Below are 19503 nucleotides of genomic sequence, written 5' to 3' on the forward strand. Positions count from 1 at the left end.
GCCTAAACGCATCGCGGAGAATGTTCATGGCGATTGGCGTTTCGGGGGACGTGGCAGGATAAATGGGACTCGGCGTTGGTAGTCAGCGAACCCGGGCCGACCGGCCATTGCCTTCTCGGTGCGGCGACCTCCGGTGGCGTAAACCAGGAAGTAGGTCATCAGCACCGGGTACGGCACCGTTGCCAACGATTGCCAGCCAGTGATGGTGATCAACCATAGCCCCCACCACACGCAGGCATCGCCAAAATAGTTCGGGTGCCGAGTCCAGGCCCATAGGCCCTGCTCCATGATCTTGCCCTTGTTGCCCGGGTCCTGTTTGAAACGGCGCAGCTGATAATCACCCACCGCTTCGAAAAGCATTCCAAGTAACCATAACCCGATACCAACGGCTACCACGGGGCGCAGCGACTCGGGGGTCGGCCCTTCGACGGCCGAGCGTTGGATGGGCAGGGATACCAGCCACGTGGCAGCGGCCTGGATGACGAAGATCTTGCGCAACACATGCGGCACCGAGAAGTCGCCACCGAGCAGGTCGCGGTACCGCGGATCTTCGCCTTTCCCAGCCGATTTCACGAACATGTGCCACGAGAGCCGGGCTCCCCATATCCCGACGAGCGCAAGCAGCAGAACCTGGCGTTGCCGGTCACCGCCACCGAGCGCGGTGCACACCGCGGCCACCGCGATGAACCCGAGGCCCCACGCGACGTCGACCACGTTGTAGCGCCCGATGCGGTAGCCGATCAGGAAAGTGACGCTGTGCACAACCGCCACGGCAGCCAACGAGCACACCATCACGGTGAAGAAGTTCATTGTTGACCTCGCTGGAAAATCCATTGGTGGACATCGAGATACCCGGACCGGAACCCCGCCTCCGAGTACGCCAGATACAGCTGCCACATCCGGTAGAAGGCGTCGTCGAATCCCAGCACCCGCACGGCCTCACGCCGGGCCGCGAGCTGCTGACTCCATAATCGCAGTGTTTCGGCGTAGTGCGGCCGCAGGGACATTGTCTCGATGGTCCGCAAATGTGTGGTATCCGTGGTCGTTTCGGTGATTGCACGCACCGAGGGAAGCAGGCCGCCGGGGAAAATGTACTTCTGTATCCAGGTGTGGGTGTTGCGACTGGCCAGCATCCGCTCGTGAGGCATGGTGATGGTCTGAAGGGCCAGCCGGCCGCCCGGTCTAAGCAATCGGTCGATGGTTTGGAAGTACGTTGTCCAGAAATCGAACCCGACTGCTTCGAGCATCTCTACCGACACGATGGCGTCGTATTGGCCCTGAACGTCTCGATAGTCGCGCAGCTCTATCCGCACTCGGTCGGACAGCCCGGCAGCTTGTACTCGCTGCTGAGCCATTTTCTGTTGCTCGCTCGACAAAGTGACCGACAGCACGTGCGCTCCGCGAGCTGCGGCCGATAGGCACAATTGCCCCCAACCTGTACCAATCTCGAGAACCCTGGTATCGGGACCCACCTGTGCGTGGTCCAGCAAGCGGTCGATCTTGCGGCGCTGGGCATCTGCCAGTATCTCTGCTGAGCCCGGGATGTGGTCGAACAGTGCACACGAGTAGGTCAGCGTCTCATCCAGGAACAGGGAGAAAAAGTCGTTCGACAGGTCATAGTGATGCGCAACATTGCGTTGGGCCTGTGGCGGCTCGTTGCGCTGAGCCCGTGGGACGCGCGGCACTGCGAAATGCCGGAAGCGTTGCAAGATAGGGGGAATCAACTCCCCCATCGAGGCTGCCCATGGGGTGAGAAAGCCGGCCAGATCGTCGCAGTCCCAGTCTCCGTCCATGTAGGCCTCACCGAATCCAATCAAGCCGGACCGACCCAGGCGTCGTGCCAGAGCCGTCGGCCGCCGAACCCTCATGGTGGGCAGAGACGTATCTGCCGCCCCCACAACGGCCCCATCCGGGTACACCACGCGCACCGGGAGCCGCGCGGCCGCACGACGCAACAGCTTGTCGGCTACAACCGCTCGTGCCGCCGTCAGCGGCCTGGAAGGAACCGGCGCGATATCCAGCCGCCGATGCGATCTGATATCGCACACATCGGCAGTGGCGCTGTCGAGATGACCGTTCACGCCGCCCTTTCCCTCTCGTGTGCAGGTGTGCGCTCCACTACCGGTAGCCCTTTCAGCCACAGCCTGATCCCTTCTCTACGGATGGCCAATGCACCCATCAATGGCGCCAAGGGCGCAACGGCCTGCAACCTCAACAGTTCACCGACCCCGGCCCGGCGCCGGGTACCGCGCACCGCGGCGAAGAACGGCAGATGTCCGCCTCGCTGCAACGAGATACTGATGTTCAATGTGTCGCCGGGACGCGCAGCTCGAACTCGGTATCGCCCGTCGACACCGTTGAATGGCGACACGTAAAGCTGTTTGTCCACTGTGGAATCGGCAGTTGGGGGCAGCAGGTATGCGTGCCGTCCACCGTAGGTGTTGTGGACCTCGGCAATGATGTGGGCGAGATTGCCCTGGCGGTCGTGGCACCAGTACAGACTGAGCGGGTTGAAAACGTGACCCAACACCCGTGCCTGCAGCAGCGCGGTGACCGTACCGCCGCCCAGGTCCACCCCGTGCGAGGCCAAGAATCGATCTACCCGTTGGCGCAGTGTGTCGTCGACATCTCCCCGGAAATGGTCCCGTGCTTGGAAACTGGCGAAGGCGCGCAGGCCGAAGGGCAGCCGCGGTGGCTTGTCGATATCGATATACCAGCAGTAGCCACGATAGGCGAAGCGGTGCGTCACCGGCGAACGCCGCACATGGATGATCCGGGTGCGGTACAGGCAGGGGACCATCGTCGCCGAATTCATCGCGCCCCCACGCGATGCTCAGGCTTGGCGGCCGCACCGACGGCCCAGTCCCGACCCAGTGCTTGTGCTGCACGTAGGCCCGAGGCGGCGCCGTCCTCATGGAAACCCCATCCGTGGTACGCACCGGCGAACGCGATGCGGCCATCGTTGAGACTTGGCAGTATGCGTTGGGCGGCAACAGATTGCGATGTATAGACCGGGTGCCGGTAGGTCATTTCGGCAAGCACCGCACCGGGGTCTACCAGGTGCTCGCCGCCGAGGGTGACCAGAAACCTGCGCGGACCGGGCAGTCTCATCAACCGGGTGACGTCGTACGTCACCACGACTCCGGGGGCGTCTCCGCCACACAGGTAGTTCCACGACGCGCGGGCACGTGGATGTCGCGGCAACAGTGACTCGTCGGTATGTAGCTGTGCGGAATTGCTCACGTAACCGATGGCTCCCAGCACCGCGCGCTCGGCAGCGGTCGACTGTGCCAGCAGGGCCAGTGCCTGATCGGGATGCGTCGCGATCACGGCGGCATCGAAGACCTTCGGCGGGTGCCCCGCGGCTGTCACCACAACGCCCTCGGGAATCCGTCCGATCTGAGTGACAGGGGAATCGGTAAACGCCTCGTGTAAGCCGCGCACCACAGCGTCGACATACGTGCGCGAGCCCCCTGTGACTGTTTTCCACTGCGGCGACCCGAATACCGACAACATTCCGTGATGGTCAAGGAACCTGAACAGGTACTGCGCCGGGTACGCCATGGCCTGCCCGGGCGGGCACGACCACACTGCGGCTACCAAAGGTGTCAGGAAGCGCCCGAGGAAGAACTGTGAGAAACCGAGCTTCCGAACAAAGTCCCCGAGACTCAGGGCGTTGTCGTCGGCGGCGGGGTCAGCGAGTAGTCGGCGGGCGTGGCGATGAAACCGCTTGATCTCTGCCAGCATCCATAGATAGCGAGGACTCGCTGCGGCGGGCGAGACGAAAAGTCCGCGCACGCCCCTCGCACCCGCGTACTCCAGCCCGGTGCTGTCATCGCGCACCGACATCGACATATCGGTGTCGGCGGTGGCGATACCGAGTTCGTCGAACAATCGGCACAGTGTGGGGTAGGTCCGGTCGTTGTGCACCAAAAACGCGGTGTCGACCGCAGTGGGCGCACCTTGGCCGGCATCGACGAACTGAGTATGAGCGTGGCCCCCGAAACGCGCATCCGCCTCATACAACGAGACCTGGTCGTAGGCAGAGAGCACATGAGCTGCGGTTAATCCGGCCACCCCACTACCGACGACAGCGACGGACCGTGACCCGCCGGGGCCAGATATTGCACTCACACCCCGTATTCGGAGTAAACCTGCCCGCGGATGGGTATTGCCTCCATCGGGCCGCGTCTCGGCGCGGCTCAGCTTTTTTCGCAACCGACCCATCCGGAGAACGTTTGGCACCGAATTACCCCCAAGCCGCACAGACATGCCCCCCGGAGTGCGGCCCTTCCCGTGCGCCCGCAGAAGGAAGGCCAGCAGGTAGACGTTCCCCCGCACCGCCTACGAAAGGTTCTGCCCAGATGTCAGACTCACCGCGGCTTCGCCCACACTTCGCCGATGTTCAGGCCCATTACGACCTATCAGATGATTTCTTCCGCCTCTTTCTCGACCCGACCCAGACGTATAGCTGCGCCTACTTCGAGCGCGACGATTTGACTCTCGAGGAGGCTCAGCTGGCCAAGATCGACCTGGCGTTGGGCAAGCTGCACCTGGAGCCCGGGATGACCCTGCTGGACGTGGGGTGTGGCTGGGGCGCCACCCTCAATCGCGCATTGGAAAAGTACGACGTCAACGTCATCGGGTTGACGCTGAGTAAAAATCAGAAGGCGCACGTCGAGAAGCTTTTGGCGGCATCGTCGAGCACCCGGTCAAAGAGCGTCCAGCTGCACGGGTGGGAGGAGTTCGACGGCAAGGTCGACCGGATCGTGTCGATCGGCGCGTTCGAACATTTCGGCTTTGACCGCTACGACGACTTTTTCAGGTTCGCCTACAACGCACTACCTGATGACGGCGTGATGCTGCTGCACACCATCACCGGGCTGCACCCCAACGAGATCACCGCCAAGGGGCTGCCGCTGAGCTTCGAGCTGGCGCGCTTCATCAAATTCATGATCACCGAGATTTTCCCGGCGGGCGACTGCCCTCCATCGACATGGTGCGAGAGCATGCCGAGCGGGCGGGCTTCAGCTGTACGCGAATACACCAACTGCAGCCGCACTACGCCAAGACCCTGGACCTATGGGCGGCAGCGCTCGAGGAACACAAGGATGAGGCCATCGCCATCCAGGACGAGGTTGTGTACGAGCGCTACATGAAGTACCTCACCGGATGTGAGAACTACTTCCGCATCGGCTACATCGACGTTGCCCAGTTCACCCTGCCCAAGCTGCACCTCCCCTATCTGGAGAACTAGCCGATTGTCGAAAGGAGCAAGAAATTGAGTGCCATCGTGCCGCTGTGGACTGTGGGGGGCGAACTACTCAAAGCTGCGGGCAATGTCTTCGGAGTCCGGTCGGGAACCGAAGAACCGCAATACTCATCACGGCCACTGACCGCTTCGGTGCAGATCAGGCAGTACAGCAGCCGAGTCGCGGCAGAAACGACCGTCTTGGCCGATGACGACCGGGCACGCAGCGAGGGTTTTCGGCGCCTTGCGGGTTACATTTTCGGCAAGAACCACCGGCAGGCCAAGATCGCCATGACCGCACCGGTAGCCCAACAAAACGACACGATCGCCATGACGGCTCCGGTGGGCCAATTATCAAGTCCTACCGGTGGTTCAACGATCCGGTTCTACATGCCGGCGAAATGGACGCTGGCAAGTCTGCCCACTCCCGGCGATGACAGCATCCGGCTCACCGAAGTGCCCGCCGAGACGCTCGCAGTGCTGCGCTTCAGCGGTGACCGATCGGCGGCCACCGTCGCCAGACGCACCGACGAATTACTTAATACCCTGCGCGACAACAACGTAAAGACCTCGGGCGATCCCCAAGCCTGGTTCTACGACCCGCCGTGGACACTCTCGTGCGCTCGACGCAACGAGATCGCAGTTCCCATCCACGCACGGATCGACGACGCCTTCTGAGGGACCACGCAGAGGACGGAGGAACTAGACTTCCCGATGATCGGAGACTTATGGGTATCAGTGGTTCGGTGATTGTCGATGCGCCCATCGAGGATGTGTTCGCCTGGTACTCCAGGCCGGGCGCCTTCAATCGCTTGGCAGCACCGTGGGCGCCGATCGAGTTGCGTACCGAAGCCGCCTCGCTGCGCGACGGGACTGCTGTGCTGGATTTACCGGGAGGCTTGCGCTGGGTCGCCCGGCACGATCAGGAAGCATTCGTGCCCGGCCGACGATTCGTCGACGAGGCGGTCGCGACGGGACTGCGGTCGGCGGTCAGTGGTGTGTTGCCCTGGCGGCATATTCACGAGTTCGAGTCCGTCGGCGAGAGCAGCACTCGGGTACTCGACACAATCGAAACTCCTGTTCCGGGGCGGCTTCTCGCCGAACTCATCGCATATCGACACCGGCAACTCACCGGAGATCTGGCCGCGCACCGCAGAGCAGCCGACCATGGAACGAATGCCTCGACAGTGGCCATCACTGGGGCATCAGGCCTGGTCGGGACCGCTCTTGCCGCGTTCCTCAGCACCGGTGGACACCGCGTGATTCGCTTAGTCCGCGGAGAGCCGAAGAGCCCTACGGAGCGAAATTGGGAGCCAGACAATCCCGACCCGGCGGCGTTGGAAGGCGTTGATGCCGTCATCCATCTGGCGGGTGCCACCATCGCGGGACGCTTCACCCCGCGGCATAAGGAACTGATCGCCTCGAGCCGAATCGAGCCCACTCGCCTACTTTCCCGAGCCGCCGCATCCGCAGGTGTCGGTACCTTCGTCAGCGCCTCAGCCGTCGGGTACTACGGGAAGAACCGAGACGATGAAACACTCACCGAGACAAGCCCTCCCCCGCCGACAGCAGACTTCCTCTCCAACGTGGTCGCTCGTTGGGAGCAGGCAGCGTTAACGGGTCAGAGCGCCGGGACCCGGGTTGTCACCGTCCGCACCGGCATCGTTCAGTCACCGCGCGGCGGAACGCTCAAGCTCCTGCTCCCGCTTTTCCGGGCCGGTCTGGGCGGCCGCCTGGGCTCCGGCACCCAGTGGTTGCCCTGGATCGGTATCGACGACTTGGTGGACATCTATCACCGGTGTTTGTGGGACCTTTCACTATCGGGTCCCGTTAACGCCGTGGCCCCCGGCGTGGTTCGCAACGTCGACTACACACGCGCACTGGCCCAGGCTGTCCACCGCCCCGCACTCTTACCGGTGCCTGCCTTCGGCCCTGCACTGCTGCTCGGACGCGAGGGTGCCGACGAGCTCGCAATGGCAAGTCAGCGTGTTTCTCCCGCAACATTATTGGACCGTCAGCATGTTTTTCGGACTCCCAGTATCGGTCCTGCCTTGGGGCATCTCTTGGGAAGTCATATCGACTCGTGACCGTTATCTGGTGGGCCCGCCGCGACTTGCGGTTGGCCGACAATCCCGCGCTCCAAGCTGCCGCCGCGAGCAGTGATGTACTTGCCGTCTTTGTCCTGGACCCGCAGTTGCTTGGCAGCGCAGCACGCCCACGGGATGCGTGGCTTGCAGCCAATGTTCTTGACCTTGATCAACAACTCGATGGAGGGCTCTGCCTCAGTTCCGGTGCACCGGAACTGGTCCTGGTAGAGCTGGCGGAACGTGTCGGTGCAACTGAAGTGCACGTGGCCCGGGAGACGACCCCCTTCGGCAGGCGCCGGGATGCGTCGGTATCGGCCGCGCTGGCCAAGATTGGTGTGGACTGGATCGAGACGGGCTCGCCCTACGCAGTGACGCCGGGCCGAATCACCAAATCAGACGGGTCCGCGTATCGGGTGTTCACCGCATTCGAGCGAGCCTGGCGCGAGCACCACTGGCCACGCCCCGCCCAGCTGAAAACCAGCCCTTCCTGGGCGAAGCCTCCCCAGTCCGCACAATCAGGCCCCACCAGGTCGTTACTCACCGAACTCACCCAAAGCTGCAGCATCACTTTGCCTCCCGCGGGTGAGGGCGCGGCGCGCATACAGTGGGAACACTTCCTCACGCACGATCTGACCGGGTACGCCGTAGGTCGTGACCGCGCCGACGTGGACGCCACATCCAGGATCTCGCCCTACCTCAAAGCCGGGGCGATACACCCCCGCACACTGCTCGCCGACCTGGCAGCCATCGCCGGCCAAGACGCCGACAAGTTCGAGTCGGAGCTGGCCTGGCGAGATTTCTATGCCGATGTGCTCTACCACCAACCGCACTCCGCACACGCCGACTTGACCGATGCTCTAAAGCATTTGACCTATACCGATCCCGGCGAGGGCTTCACGGCCTGGCAACGCGGAGAAACCGGATACCCGTTGGTGGATGCCGGCATGCGGCAACTACTTGCCGAAGGTTGGATGCATAACCGAGTACGGATGGTCACCGCGAGCTTCCTCACCAAAGATCTCCACATCTGGTGGCCGCACGGAGCCAGGCATTTCATGAACCACCTCATCGATGCCGACAGCGCATCCAACACGCACGGCTGGCAATGGGTCGCAGGAACGGGAACCGATGCGGCGCCGTACTTCCGAGTCTTCAACCCCACTGCTCAGGCGCAGAAATTCGACCCGAACGGCGAATACATCCGCAAGTACATCCCGGAACTACGGCACCTGCCCGGAGCCTCGGCCATCACACCCTGGAAACATCCCGATGGTCATACGCGGGGGTACCCGACACTCATCCTCGATCACGCAGAGGAACGAAACATCGCGCTACACCGTTACCGGTCCAGGCAGGACCACTAGCTATTCAGCTGCCACACCGAGAAATTCAGCACCGCCGCGAACGTCGTCCATGCCACGTAGGGAAGCAGCAAGATTGCGGCCCAACGGCTTCTGCTCCAGAAGAGCACCACCGTCGCGGCAACAAATCCCCACAGCACGAGGATCTCGATGAATGCCACTCCCCGCCAGCCAAGTCCAAAGAACAGCGGTGTCCACGCCATGTTCAGAACGAGCTGCACGCCGTACACAATCAGCGGCACACGGTTTTCCCGTGATGGCTCTGATCGCCATACCAGCCAGGCCGATACCGCCATCAAGACGTACAGCGCCGTCCATACAGGACCAAAAAGGTAGGCCGGTGGCGCCCAGCCAGGTTGTTGCAGGCGCCCATAGGTGTCCGCAGCGCGCGTCGCAGCAGCACCGCCGACTCCCGCGGCGATGGTCACCGCAATGACAGACACGGCGAGCCCAGCCCATTCCCTGGGCCAGCGGCGCGAAATCCCCTGAGTCATACCGACATAGTAGACAGAATTTCGTACGTCGGTAATGGTCTACCACGATCTCGGTTCACTTCGCCGGACGTCCTCGCTCGGGTACGTGCCCGTGGTTCTGAAAGCACTCCAGCGGAAACTTCGAGACAACGCACTCGGGAGGCCTGGCAAGCAACTGAGGCCGCGGCCATAATCGTAGCGCTGGCTGTCGTCAACGGCGGTCGAAACATTCTCCACGCGGCTTTGAAGGTAGGAAGCCGAAGATAATCGGCATCAAGGATCCTATGTAGGGCAAGATCGCCAGAAGGGCCATCCATCCTGAAAAATCGGCGTCGTGGAGCCTGCGGACCGTCAGGGCCCAGGCCGGAATGGCCCATACCAGAACGAATCCTATGAGCACGGCTATGCACAGACGCCCGAGCGCACTGTCCGTGCCGAGGGCCACTCCACACACGAGGAGGCTGGCGGCCACGGTTTGTGCCAGCAGGACCCACCAGTACTCGCTGCGAGACGCGCGGCCAGAAAAGCGGGCGTAACTACGGAAGAACCGAGTTATCGCCTGGCCAAATGTTGCCCCATACAAAGGGAGCGTCAAATCGCATGGATCGGTCGCGCCGAGGGGTTTGGAGACTTCCTGGCGATTCGTCTTGGACGGCGACGGTTCGGCGTGTGTCATCGGTGCCTCTGTTGATTAGTCGGGTTCGGCGGGACTACGTGCCTTCGTGGCGGAATCAGAATCGGCCGCCCGAAGGCCTCGATTCTCACGTTGGCCGTTTCCGCCGCTTCATGCCATCGAACGGGTTCCATGACCGGCTGCCCTTGATCTGGTCAAGGTAGTAGGAGTAGTTCGCCGTCATCATCAGCACTCCCCCAAGTCCAGCGCTGGCGGCCTGATACATCGTCTCGGACGCATTGACCGCAAACAGAACGGTGCCGATCGCCAACGTGAGTAGCAGGACAGTGAAACCCTTGCGCCACATACCCTTTACGAAGAAGTAGATGGGCCCGAAGAAGAACGCCAATACATTGCAGCCGAGCATTACCCTGGCACCGAAAGGTAGAGCCTTATAGGCCGCTTCAGATTCGGGTGTAGAGCCTGGGCGACCGTATTGGTCATAGAAATCAAACCGCCACTGCCAAACCGAAACCGACTCGGCAGGATCATCAACCTGACTCATCTTGACCCCCTCGATCTAGACCACTGAAAATGTCACCCCGGTACATACAGATCCTGGGCCCTTACCGGCAGACGAGCGTGGGAAGTGGACTGACTGGGCCCGTAGCCTCCCGACAGTCGAGTGCCAGCTGTTGGCGACAATCCGCAGCGGACGATTAGCTGTTAGTAGCAACCTGCTGCGTCATTTCGATGCCATAGCGGTATGCCTCGACAGCCCTTTGCGTAGCGCCGGTTCGTTCTTCTATTTGTGGGTCATAGCCGGTTAGCCCGGTTTCGTGTTCAACAATCTTGGCGATTGCGTATGCAGTCTGGATCACGGAATCAGGATCATCCTTGTGGCCGTAACTGATATGGATGACCACGGCATCACGGGTGTACCGGAGCTGGATACCCGTCGTGGCATCGGAGATTTCGTATCCTTCTGCCAGCGCCAAGACATCGGGTTCTTCCATGAAGTCCACTACTTTTTGGCTCAGGGTGCTCGAGGTCTTGAACGGGCGGTAGATGTTCGGATCATTCAGTCCTTCAGCGGGTTCGGTGCGCCAGAACTCGATGTCATAAGACACTAGGCATCTCCTGCTTCTGCATCTTGTTTCGCGCACCGGCCAGCACGCCAACGAAAGTTGTTCGGCTGTTTCCTATCTCGCCCATAACGGCACCCTGGCCGACGCCGGTGACAATTCCGTCGAGGTCGTAGCACGCGTTCGGCTGTATCTTGCCGAGCCCATAGGTGAAGCCGTGGATGACGTGGTTCTGGTAGCCCACGTATTTCGGATTACGCGGGACGAATAGATGCCAGTACAGCCGTGGATCACGCTCGATCATGACATCGCCCAGGAAGGCGGCGATATCGAACGCGACCGAGTACCACAGCCCGTCTAGCGCGCCTGCCATTTCAGGTGTCGGCTTGGGATTGGGCTCGACATGATCAATAAACCAATCGTTGAGCTGCTGGATCTTCTCATCGCTAGTGTCAAGCTGAAACCCGTTGAGTTCCAGCAACCGATGCAGCTGCTCGATGCGCTGCGACTTCTGCGCGATCCACTGGTCGTAGTTCTTGCGGGCATCGGCGCGCGACAGCTGCTCCGGCAGCCCGTAGACGGCAGGCTTGAAGATCTCGTAGTCGCCCCAGTTGATCGAACTCATGACGCCATCCTCCACGGTATTCCTGCATTGCTCAACGCCTGGGCAAGTGCGGCATCCGGTCTGCCCTTGCCTGTGATCACACTCTTCATGAAGACCCACTCGGCACCATTGATGTCCCTGTTATTCATCAGCCAGATGTCTTTGGCAAGCTGGTCGGACACCTTGCTCAGAGACTGGGCGCCTACCTTGGACTCCACCGCAATCTTGTTGCCGGTCAAAATGTCGGCATACCGCGCCCCTGCAGGTGTATCGAAGAACACCTCGGTCTTGGCCCCTTGGTAAGACGTGCTGGCCAGCCAGTCGCGAGCAGCGTTGCCCATGGTGCGATTTGCCTGGATCTGAGACAGCCGAGCTCCAGACGCCGCAGCGGCGGCACGTGCGGTGGCCAGAGCACTGTTCATCGCTGTCTCCGCACTCACACCACTGGCGGCGCGAGAGCCGAACAGGCGGATCAGTCCTGCGCCCCCGGAACGAAGCACCCCTCCAACGCCGGTGGCCATCATGAGCACGTCAGCTAGATCGTTGGTGGGGATCGCGCGCCCGTAGTCAGCGTTGTTGTAACCAGTAAAACCATTCTCGTTATAGTTGAAGGTCAGCAGACCCGTCTCGGAGAAACCACGGTCCTGTACCGCGAGACCACTTCCGGTGCCATTCGCAGTGACCTCTCGGCTATTTCCGTTCTGATCAACAAAATTGAACGCAAACGACCCGTTGCCTTTCCACAGCACACTGCTCGGGTCGACACTGGAGTAGTCCGGGACCATTCCTAGCTCATCGAGCGCCTTGGTCAACTCGGATTGAGCGCCCTTCAGCGTGTCACTGGCCTGGTGGTACTGATCCTGAGCAGCATCACCGGCCTCGGTGTGGCCTTTCTTGAAATTCAGGTCAAGGCTGCGTTTCCGGGCCGCCTCAGTCTTAGCCTTGGCCTGGTCGACAGCCGATTGAGCCTGTTCGACCCGCGCATACCGCGGAGCGCGCGCCTCGTCGTTCCACTGATTGAGTTCCTGCAACGCCATCGCACCTTCAGGCCGCGGCGGGTTACCCGAACCAGAGTCACCCCCGCCCGTCGCCGTGCCTATCAGGTCATCGGTGCCCGGCACATCCTTGGGAGCCGGCCCGTTCTGGAACTCATACGGCAGTTTTTGCCCAAGGTCCGCCGGCATCTCTGTGGGGCCCGACGTTCCCATGCTGCTCACCGAATTCACCACGCCGGATACCTAGGATACACCGCTGGCGACCTGCCCGACACCCTCAGTGCCCTTCGACACGGTGTCGTTGAGTTGCGTGAATTGCTCGGTTTGCGGTTTGAGTTGCGGGTTTGCATCCCCGACCGCTTGGGCGACTTGATCAGCTTCTCCCTGAGCGGTTTTCACAATCTGACTGCCCGCATTGATCGCATCGGCGGTGCCCTGAATGCCTTGCGAAACCCCCTGCACCACCGTGATCGCATCCTGCGGATTCACCGCACCAGACTGCGCCGACGACGCCAGCGAGGCACCAGCCTGCGCGGCCGACCCGAAGCCCTGCGCGGCCTGCCCCGACGACTGCCCGATCTGCTGACCCGACTGCACATAGGTCTGCACATCACCCGGAAGACCCTGCACCGCTTGAGACGCATCCTGACCAAGCGCCTGCGTGTCCGGCCCCTGCTCCTGCTCGTCCTGCTTACGACGCCGCGTCGACGCCGCACCAAGTAGCAACGAGGCCAGATCGGTGTTCTGCGACTGATCGTCGCGGTCGTCCTGCTCGTCCTTGTCGTCCTTCTTCTTGTCCTTCGACGGGAACTTGGGTCTGTCAGATTAACGGTGGATCTGCTTGGCATGGTTAGTTATTCGCTGCCGGGGTAATCCGGCCTTCGAACGCGATAGCGAATGCGTTCAAAGCTGGTTTCCACCGCATGGCCCATCGTGCTCTACCTTTGCCGGTGGGGTCTAGTGATCGGGTGACCAGATACAGGCACTTGAGAGCTGCTTGCTCGGTGGGGAAATGACCGCGGGCGCGGATTGCCCGGCGGTAGCGGGCGTTGACCGATTCGATAGCGTTCGTGGAGCAGATGACTCGCCGGATCTCGGTGTCGTAGTCCAGGAACGGCACGAACTCGCTCCAGGCGTTCTCCCAGAGTCGCATGATCGCCGGATAGCGTTGGCCCCATTTGCCGCTGAACTCGACGAAGCGTTCTTTGGCCGCGGCCTCGGTCGCTGCGGTGTAGACCGGCCGCAGATCGCGGGCCATCTCGTCCCAGTATTTGCGGGATGCGTAGCGAAAGGTATTGCGGATCAAATGGATAACGCAGGTCTGGATCACAGCAGCGGGCCAGACAGTGTTGATCGACTCGGGTAAGCCTTTGAGTCCGTCACAGACCACGATGCACACATCGGCGGTGCCACGGTTCTTGATCTCGGTCAAGACAGCAAGCCAGTATTTGGCGCCTTCACCGCCGTCCCCGGCCCACAAGCCCAGGATGTCCCGTTCATCTGCGGTGGTGACGCCGATGGCGACATAGACCGGCCGGTTGGCGACCTGGCCGTCGCGGATCTTGACGTGGATAGCGTCGATGAACATCACCGGATACACCGAATCTAGTGGCCGCCCTGCCCATTCGGCCATTTCTCCGACCACCTTATCGGTGATCTTCGAGATCGTGTCCTTCGAGACGTCAGCACCATAGACCTCACCGAAATGAGCGGCGACTTCGCCGGTGGTCAGCCCTTTGGCGGTCAGGGACAAGATGATCTGATCGATCCCGGTCAGCACCGTTTTCTCGCGGACCCCGTTGCGGGAGTTCCCGCCATTACGGCCCGCCACCTGGTGTTTTTCATAGCCCAGGTGTTCATCCATCTCCGCTTGCAGCGCGGACTCCAACACCTGTTTGGTGAGCGCATTGAGCAACCCGTCCGGGCCGACCAGCTCCACACCCTGCTCGCCGGCTTGGGCCAGCAACTGCGCGGCCACCGCCGCGGTATCAATCTGATTCGCCATGTCATCCATGGTTTCGGTCATCATCAGTCCTTCCCGCCAAGCAACGCCCGGCGTGTTGAACCAAGTCAGATCCACCGTTTTTCAGACAGTCCCGGGAACTTCGTCGACTGCTGGTTTCTGGTTCTGCTTGTTCTGCTGCAACTGCTTAGTCAGATCATCAATGCGCTGCTGATCCTGACCGGACTGCTGCTGCTTCTCCTGCAGCTGGCGCGTTAGATCCTCGATCTTCTGCTGATCAGGCTGATCCGGTGACTGGTTCGGCTGCTGCCCCGTATCTTGTTGCGGCGGCTGATTCTGGGTCGCCTGCTGCGGTTGTTGGGCTGGCTGCCGCACACCCTGATTCGATTGACCGCCTTGCGATCCCGCATTGCTACCGGGGTTAGTTTGTCCGCCGTTGAAATCCGGATTCGGCTTACCCGGTCCTTGGGTATACGGCGTCGCGTTCTGATAATCCGGAATCTGAGTACCGTGCGCAGGCTGATCCCACCCCTGCTGAGACCCCTGCTGCCCACTGGACCCGTTCACACCGTTATTGCTGACCGAGGGTGCCTGAGTGTTATAGATACTGATGCCGTTGTTCTGATCCAGCGGCGCCTGATTGATGCCACCCTGATAGTCCGGCATCTGCGGCCCACCCTGACTGGGCGGCTGAAACATCTGCCCACCCCCAGGCGGACCATCACTACCACCGGGACCACCACAATCCGGCGGACACGCCGCCCGCGCCTGCGGCACCGTCGCCGGAGTAAACCACCCCAAACCCAAACCACTTGCCGAAAACATCAACACCGCAACAACACCCGCAGTCGCAGCAGCCTTCTGCGAAGCATCCGTGGCCCATTTCCACAGACCCACAAGGCCTTTCCACCACCCCAGATTGGAGCCGATCGCCCACAGGAGGACCAGAGTGATCGCCGCCACCGCAGGAAACACATCCGGACCAGTGATCCACACATACAACCGCGGAGTGATCCCAGCAGTCAGCAGCACCAACCCCAAACCACCACCGATCAAGGCCGCTACCAGACCCGGATGCCACAACCCTTCCGGTGCGCGGCGCTTGCCGGTTGCCTGGTCACGCTCAATGAGCAGACCCGAGCCAGCGAGAGCCTCCTTAGCCAGACCGGTCATATACCTGCCGCCGGTGAACAATGCAGCACCAGCCAGAACCGCCACCAGCATCTGGCCAACTCCCAGCAAGAGCGACCACTGACTCTCCGCAGTGAGGTGCTGCCACCAGATCGCATACCCACCGCGGAACGTCCACCACATACCCAACGCACCAACGATTACCGCAGCGGCCGCCATGACAGCGAGCAGCGGCTCGGACAGGCGCCCTTTCACTGCGTCAGATAGCGCGGCCGTTACCGGCCTGACGCCCCACATCGCAAGCTTGACCCCACCACCAAGCGCCGTCATAGCCAGCAGCAACAGCCCGGCCCAGCCAATCAACTCGGTGGCACTATCACCGCTGCGGTACAGGTGGTGCAACGCAGCCACCGCACCAACCACCAGAACACCCCCAACAGCGAAAGCCGTCAGCCGGTGCCCGAGGTCAGATCCAGCAGTGCGCCCGGGTTCAAGATCACACACCGGCAACTTCTGTGTGGTTTCATCGGAACGAGCCTTGTCGCGGGCTACCGCCACCGCTGTCAGCTGTTCAGTTGACTCACCATTCCCCGCCACATCGCCTCCGTCGAATCAGCGCAAACCCCTCGAGGACACGACACTACGCCTGTTCGCTCGCGACTGTCCACGCGGGTAGCAAACATCACGATTCACGCAGAGGCATGCCGAGAGGGACTCAGCAGCCGCGAACGCGTAACCATGGAGGAGAGCGAGCCGTCTGGCAACAGCCTCCCGCAGTTTCAACTGACGTATCGAAGTTCTGCATCCGTCTGCGGTCAACATTTCGTCGCCACCCCATAGCTCACAGACGTGGCGAAGGGGCCTACTCATCACTGCCCCACGCCGGTTCGGAGGCTCTGAGATCTCGTCATGCTCTGCGTCGCGTGCTTGTGCCCTGTGCCCCACCTGGCGTCCAAATCTGCCTATCCAGCGCAAACGAGGCTAGACCTCCCCCTGAATAAAGAAAGCGGGCCAGGGAGTATTTTCCCTGGCCCACTTTTCGTCTAGACAACCCCTACAGCATGCAGGAGACGCAGCCCTCGACCTCGGTGCCTTCCAGCGCCATCTGCCGTAGCCGGATGTAGTACAGCGTCTTGATTCCCTTGCGCCATGCGTAGATCTGCGCCTTGTTCACATCACGCGTGCTGGCGGTGTCCTTGAAGAACAGCGTCAACGACAGACCTTGGTCCACATGCTGGGTAGCCGCGGCATAGGTGTCGATGATCTTCTCGTAACCGATCTCGTATGCGTCCTGGTAGTACTCCAGGTTGTCGTTGGTCAGGTATGGCGCCGGGTAGTACGCACGCCCGATCTTGCCTTCCTTGCGGATCTCGATCTTCGAGGCCACCGGGTGAATCGACGACGTCGAGTGGTTGATGTACGAGATCGATCCGGTCGGCGGCACCGCCTGCAGGTTCTGGTTGTAGATGCCGTGCTGCTGCACCGAGTCCTTCAACCGCTGCCAATCATCCTGTGTCGGAATGCGAATCCCGGCATCGGCGAAGAGCTGCCGCACCTTCTCGGTCGCCGGTTCCCACACCTGATCGGTGTACTTGTCGAAGAACTCGCCGCTGGCGTACTTCGACTTCTCGAAGCCACCGAAGCTCTTGCCACGCTCGATGGCAATACGATTCGACGCCTTCAGCGCGTGGTACAGCACCGTGTAGAAGTAGATGTTGGTGAAGTCCACACCTTCTTCGGAGCCGTAGAAGATCCGCTCCCGTGCCAGGTAGCCGTGCAGGTTCATCTGTCCCAGGCCAATGGCGTGAGAGTCGTTGTTGCCCTGCTCGATCGAGGGCACCGACCAGATGTGCGTCTGATCCGATACCGCGGTCAACGCGCGAATCGACACCTCGATGGTCTGCGCGAAGTCCGGCGAGTCCATCGTCTTGGCGATGTTCAGCGAGCCCAGGTTGCACGAAATGTCCTTGCCCACCTTGGCGTAGGACAGGTCGTCGTTGAACAGAGAGGGCGTCGACACCTGCAGGATCTCCGAGCACAGGTTCGAGTGGGTGATCTTGCCCTCGATGGGGTTGGCCCGGTTCACGGTGTCCTCGTACATGATGTACGGGTAACCGGACTCGAACTGCAGCTCGGCGAGGGTCTGGAAAAACTCGCGCGCCTTGATCTTCGTCTTGCGGATCTGGCCGTTGTCGACCATCTCGTAATACTTTTCGGTGACGTTGATATCGGCGAACGGCACGCCGTAGGTGCGCTCGACGTCGTACGGCGAGAACAGGTACATGTCCTCGTTCTTCTTGGCCAGCTCGAAGGTGATGTCCGGGATCACCACACCCAGCGACAGCGTCTTGATGCGGATCTTCTCATCGGCGTTCTCCCGCTTGGTATCCAAGAAACGGAAGATATCCGGGTGATGCGCGTGCAGGTACACGGCCCCGGCGCCCTGACGAGCACCCAGCTGGTTGGCGTAAGAGAACGAGTCTTCCAGCAGCTTCATGATCGGGATGACACCCGAGCTCTGGTTCTCGATGTTCTTGATCGGCGCGCCGTGTTCGCGAATGTTGGTGAGCAGCAGGGCTACACCGCCACCGCGCTTGGACAGCTGCAGCGCCGAGTTGATGGAGCGCCCGATGGACTCCATGTTGTCCTCGATGCGCAGCAGGAAGCAGGAGACCGGCTCGCCGCGCTGCTTCTTGCCCGAGTTGAGGAAGGTGGGGGTGGCCGGCTGGAAACGTCCGTGGATGATCTCGTCGACGAGCTTCTCGGCCAGCGTGGTGTCACCCGAGGCCAGGGTCAGCGCCACCATGACCACGCGGTCCTCGAAGCGCTCCAGGTAGCGCTTTCCGTCGAACGTCTTCAGCGTGTAAGAGGTGTAGTACTTGAACGCGCCGAGGAAGGTCGGGAACCGGAACTTCTTGGCGTAGGCCCGATCCAGCAGCGACTTCACAAAGTTGCGCGAGTACTGGTCGAGCACCTCGCGCTCGTAGTACTCCTTCTCGATCAGGTAGTCGAGCTTTTCGTCCTGATTGTGGAAGAAGACCGTGTTCTGGTTGACGTGCTGTAGGAAGTACTGCCGGGCTGCAGCTGCGTCCTTGTCGAACTGGATCTTGCCGTCTGCGTCATACAGATTGAGCATGGCGTTGAGGGCGTGATAGTCCAGCTCGCCGTGAGCCGAGCCGTGCGCAGAGGTCACAGGTTCTGCAGTTGTCGCGGTTGGCGCCACGGTGTGTCCTTCCAGAATTCGTCGAGTCCAGCCAGCACCTGCTGCACGTCTTCAGCGGTGCCCATGAGTTCAAAGCGGTACAGATATGGCACGTCACACTTGGCTGAGATGACCTTGCCCGCGTAGCAGTACTCCGCGCCGAAATTGGTGTTGCCGGCCGCGATGACCCCGCGGATCAAGGACCGGTTGTGTTCGTTGTTGAGAAATTTGATGACCTGCTTGGGGACGTATCCCGCAGCCTGACCGGGCACCGGGTGCCCGCCACCGTAGGTCGGCAGGATCAGGACGTAGGGGTCGTCGACCTCGATATCGCCACGCAGCGGGATCCGGGTGGCGGGAACACCCAGCTTCTGGACGAAGCGGTGGGTGTTCTCCGACACGCTGGAGAAATAGACCAGATGGGCCATGCCCGGCTCCCGTACTACTTACTACTTATTAGGCAGAGACTGCGACTGCGCCCGCGAGCGCCTTGATGCGGTCCGGACGGAAACCCGACCAGTGATCGTCACCGGCCACCACCACGGGCGCCTGCAGGTAGCCGAGCGCCATCACGTAATCGCGCGCCTCGGGAACCTCGGTGATGTCCACGATGCTGTACTCGATGCCCTGCTTGTCGAGGGCCTTGTACGTCGCGTTGCACTGTACGCAGGCGGGCTTGGTGTAGACGGTGATGCTCATGCGTAGCTCCTCAGCGAATCGATCGTAGACATCTCAACA

At 61.3% G+C, this 19503-nt stretch carries 17 protein-coding genes and 3 pseudogenes; 4 read left to right on the forward strand and 16 right to left on the reverse strand.

Translation table 11 applies throughout. The features are described 5' to 3' along the window. Nucleotides 1–24: 24 nt before the first annotated feature. The 4 genes from MSTE_RS16825 to MSTE_RS16840 are packed head-to-tail and all read right to left on the reverse strand — an operon-like array spanning nt 25 to nt 4134. The gene (locus tag MSTE_RS16825; RefSeq protein ID WP_096502901.1) at nt 25–810 is read right to left on the reverse strand and encodes a DUF1295 domain-containing protein; all 786 of its coding nucleotides are present in this window, start codon (nt 808–810) and stop codon (nt 25–27) included. Beyond that, entirely contained in the window at nt 807–2081 is a 1275-nt protein-coding gene (locus tag MSTE_RS16830) for a class I SAM-dependent methyltransferase (protein ID WP_096502903.1), read from the reverse strand. Before MSTE_RS16830 ends, MSTE_RS16825 begins: the two co-directional genes overlap by 4 nt. Then, entirely contained in the window at nt 2078–2815 is a 738-nt protein-coding gene (locus MSTE_RS16835; RefSeq protein WP_096502905.1) for a DUF1365 domain-containing protein, read from the reverse strand. The genes MSTE_RS16830 and MSTE_RS16835 overlap by 4 nt, the downstream gene beginning before the upstream one ends. After that, entirely contained in the window at nt 2812–4134 is a 1323-nt protein-coding gene (locus MSTE_RS16840) for an NAD(P)/FAD-dependent oxidoreductase (RefSeq protein ID WP_193442034.1), read from the reverse strand. Before MSTE_RS16840 ends, MSTE_RS16835 begins: the two co-directional genes overlap by 4 nt. Before the next feature lie 230 nt (nt 4135–4364). Between MSTE_RS16840 and MSTE_RS16845 the strand changes: the two are divergent. From MSTE_RS16845 to MSTE_RS16860, 4 genes and pseudogenes are all read left to right on the forward strand, one after another. Then, nucleotides 4365–5257, forward strand: a pseudogene (locus MSTE_RS16845) (cyclopropane mycolic acid synthase family methyltransferase). A 24-nt stretch (nt 5258–5281) separates the two neighbouring features. Then, nucleotides 5282–5929, forward strand: coding sequence for an SOUL family heme-binding protein (locus MSTE_RS16850; protein WP_096502909.1), 648 nt, complete (start codon nt 5282–5284; stop codon nt 5927–5929). Between the two features lie 50 nt (nt 5930–5979). Beyond that, the gene (locus MSTE_RS16855; protein WP_096502911.1) at nt 5980–7338 is read left to right on the forward strand and encodes a TIGR01777 family oxidoreductase; all 1359 of its coding nucleotides are present in this window, start codon (nt 5980–5982) and stop codon (nt 7336–7338) included. Further along, nucleotides 7335–8702: a cryptochrome/photolyase family protein gene (locus MSTE_RS16860; RefSeq protein WP_096502913.1), complete on the forward strand. Its 1368-nt coding sequence runs from the start codon at nt 7335–7337 to the stop codon at nt 8700–8702. The genes MSTE_RS16855 and MSTE_RS16860 overlap by 4 nt, the downstream gene beginning before the upstream one ends. Here the strand turns inward: MSTE_RS16860 and MSTE_RS16865 are convergent. From MSTE_RS16865 to MSTE_RS16920, 12 genes and pseudogenes are all read right to left on the reverse strand, one after another. Further along, entirely contained in the window at nt 8699–9193 is a 495-nt protein-coding gene (locus tag MSTE_RS16865) for a TspO/MBR family protein (protein WP_096502915.1), read from the reverse strand. The two genes, MSTE_RS16860 and MSTE_RS16865, sit on opposite strands and share 4 nt — an antisense overlap. 190 nt (nt 9194–9383) lie before the next feature. Beyond that, nucleotides 9384–9848, reverse strand: coding sequence for a DUF805 domain-containing protein (locus tag MSTE_RS16870; protein WP_070917899.1), 465 nt, complete (start codon nt 9846–9848; stop codon nt 9384–9386). 85 nt (nt 9849–9933) lie between these two features. After that, entirely contained in the window at nt 9934–10350 is a 417-nt protein-coding gene (locus MSTE_RS16875; RefSeq protein WP_096502917.1) for a DUF2628 domain-containing protein, read from the reverse strand. A gap of 154 nt (nt 10351–10504) precedes the next feature. Next, on the reverse strand, nt 10505–10915 hold the full coding sequence (locus MSTE_RS16880; protein WP_096502919.1) for a hypothetical protein: 411 nt from the start codon (nt 10913–10915) through the stop codon (nt 10505–10507). Next, on the reverse strand, nt 10905–11495 hold the full coding sequence (locus MSTE_RS16885; protein ID WP_070952947.1) for a hypothetical protein: 591 nt from the start codon (nt 11493–11495) through the stop codon (nt 10905–10907). The genes MSTE_RS16880 and MSTE_RS16885 overlap by 11 nt, the downstream gene beginning before the upstream one ends. Continuing rightward, nucleotides 11492–12511 (reverse strand): hypothetical protein, encoded by a 1020-nt coding sequence (locus tag MSTE_RS16890; RefSeq protein WP_157997700.1) that lies wholly within the window; start codon nt 12509–12511, stop codon nt 11492–11494. Before MSTE_RS16890 ends, MSTE_RS16885 begins: the two co-directional genes overlap by 4 nt. 126 nt (nt 12512–12637) lie before the next feature. Beyond that, nucleotides 12638–13285, reverse strand: a pseudogene (locus MSTE_RS16895) (hypothetical protein); the annotation flags it as partial. Between the two features lie 34 nt (nt 13286–13319). Next, nucleotides 13320–14474 (reverse strand): IS256 family transposase, encoded by a 1155-nt coding sequence (locus tag MSTE_RS16900; RefSeq protein ID WP_167455691.1) that lies wholly within the window; start codon nt 14472–14474, stop codon nt 13320–13322. Nucleotides 14475–14548: 74 nt separating this feature from the next. Then, nucleotides 14549–15974, reverse strand: a pseudogene (locus MSTE_RS16905) (polymorphic toxin type 44 domain-containing protein); the annotation flags it as partial. A gap of 643 nt (nt 15975–16617) precedes the next feature. Further along, a complete protein-coding gene (gene nrdE / locus MSTE_RS16910) occupies nt 16618–18699 on the reverse strand; it encodes a class 1b ribonucleoside-diphosphate reductase subunit alpha (protein ID WP_231897113.1) in 2082 nt (693 codons plus the stop codon). A gap of 53 nt (nt 18700–18752) precedes the next feature. Next, a complete protein-coding gene (nrdI, locus tag MSTE_RS16915) occupies nt 18753–19193 on the reverse strand; it encodes a class Ib ribonucleoside-diphosphate reductase assembly flavoprotein NrdI (protein ID WP_096502925.1) in 441 nt (146 codons plus the stop codon). A gap of 28 nt (nt 19194–19221) precedes the next feature. Beyond that, a complete protein-coding gene (locus MSTE_RS16920; RefSeq protein WP_070909795.1) occupies nt 19222–19464 on the reverse strand; it encodes a redoxin NrdH in 243 nt (80 codons plus the stop codon). Nucleotides 19465–19503 lie beyond the last annotated feature (39 nt).

Source organism: [Mycobacterium] stephanolepidis, from assembly GCF_002356335.1.
GTDB classification, from domain to species: domain Bacteria; phylum Actinomycetota; class Actinomycetes; order Mycobacteriales; family Mycobacteriaceae; genus Mycobacterium; species Mycobacterium stephanolepidis.

Excerpts from the sequence above, each read along its gene's own strand:
- MSTE_RS16825 (WP_096502901.1), bottom strand. The coding sequence starts at position 810 with ATGAACTTCTTCACCGTGATGGTGTGCTCGTTGGCTGCCGTGGCGGTT.
- MSTE_RS16835 (WP_096502905.1), bottom strand. The coding sequence starts at position 2,815 with ATGAATTCGGCGACGATGGTCCCCTGCCTGTACCGCACCCGGATCATC.
- MSTE_RS16855 (WP_096502911.1), top strand. The coding sequence starts at position 5,980 with ATGGGTATCAGTGGTTCGGTGATTGTCGATGCGCCCATCGAGGATGTG.
- MSTE_RS16865 (WP_096502915.1), bottom strand. The coding sequence starts at position 9,193 with ATGACTCAGGGGATTTCGCGCCGCTGGCCCAGGGAATGGGCTGGGCTC.
- MSTE_RS16870 (WP_070917899.1), bottom strand. The coding sequence starts at position 9,848 with ATGACACACGCCGAACCGTCGCCGTCCAAGACGAATCGCCAGGAAGTC.
- MSTE_RS16875 (WP_096502917.1), bottom strand. The coding sequence starts at position 10,350 with ATGAGTCAGGTTGATGATCCTGCCGAGTCGGTTTCGGTTTGGCAGTGG.
- MSTE_RS16885 (WP_070952947.1), bottom strand. The coding sequence starts at position 11,495 with ATGAGTTCGATCAACTGGGGCGACTACGAGATCTTCAAGCCTGCCGTC.
- MSTE_RS16890 (WP_157997700.1), bottom strand. The coding sequence starts at position 12,511 with ATGGCGTTGCAGGAACTCAATCAGTGGAACGACGAGGCGCGCGCTCCG.
- MSTE_RS16900 (WP_167455691.1), bottom strand. The coding sequence starts at position 14,474 with ATGGCGAATCAGATTGATACCGCGGCGGTGGCCGCGCAGTTGCTGGCC.
- nrdE (WP_231897113.1), bottom strand. The coding sequence starts at position 18,699 with ATGCTCAATCTGTATGACGCAGACGGCAAGATCCAGTTCGACAAGGAC.
- nrdI (WP_096502925.1), bottom strand. The coding sequence starts at position 19,193 with ATGGCCCATCTGGTCTATTTCTCCAGCGTGTCGGAGAACACCCACCGC.
- MSTE_RS16920 (WP_070909795.1), bottom strand. The coding sequence starts at position 19,464 with ATGAGCATCACCGTCTACACCAAGCCCGCCTGCGTACAGTGCAACGCG.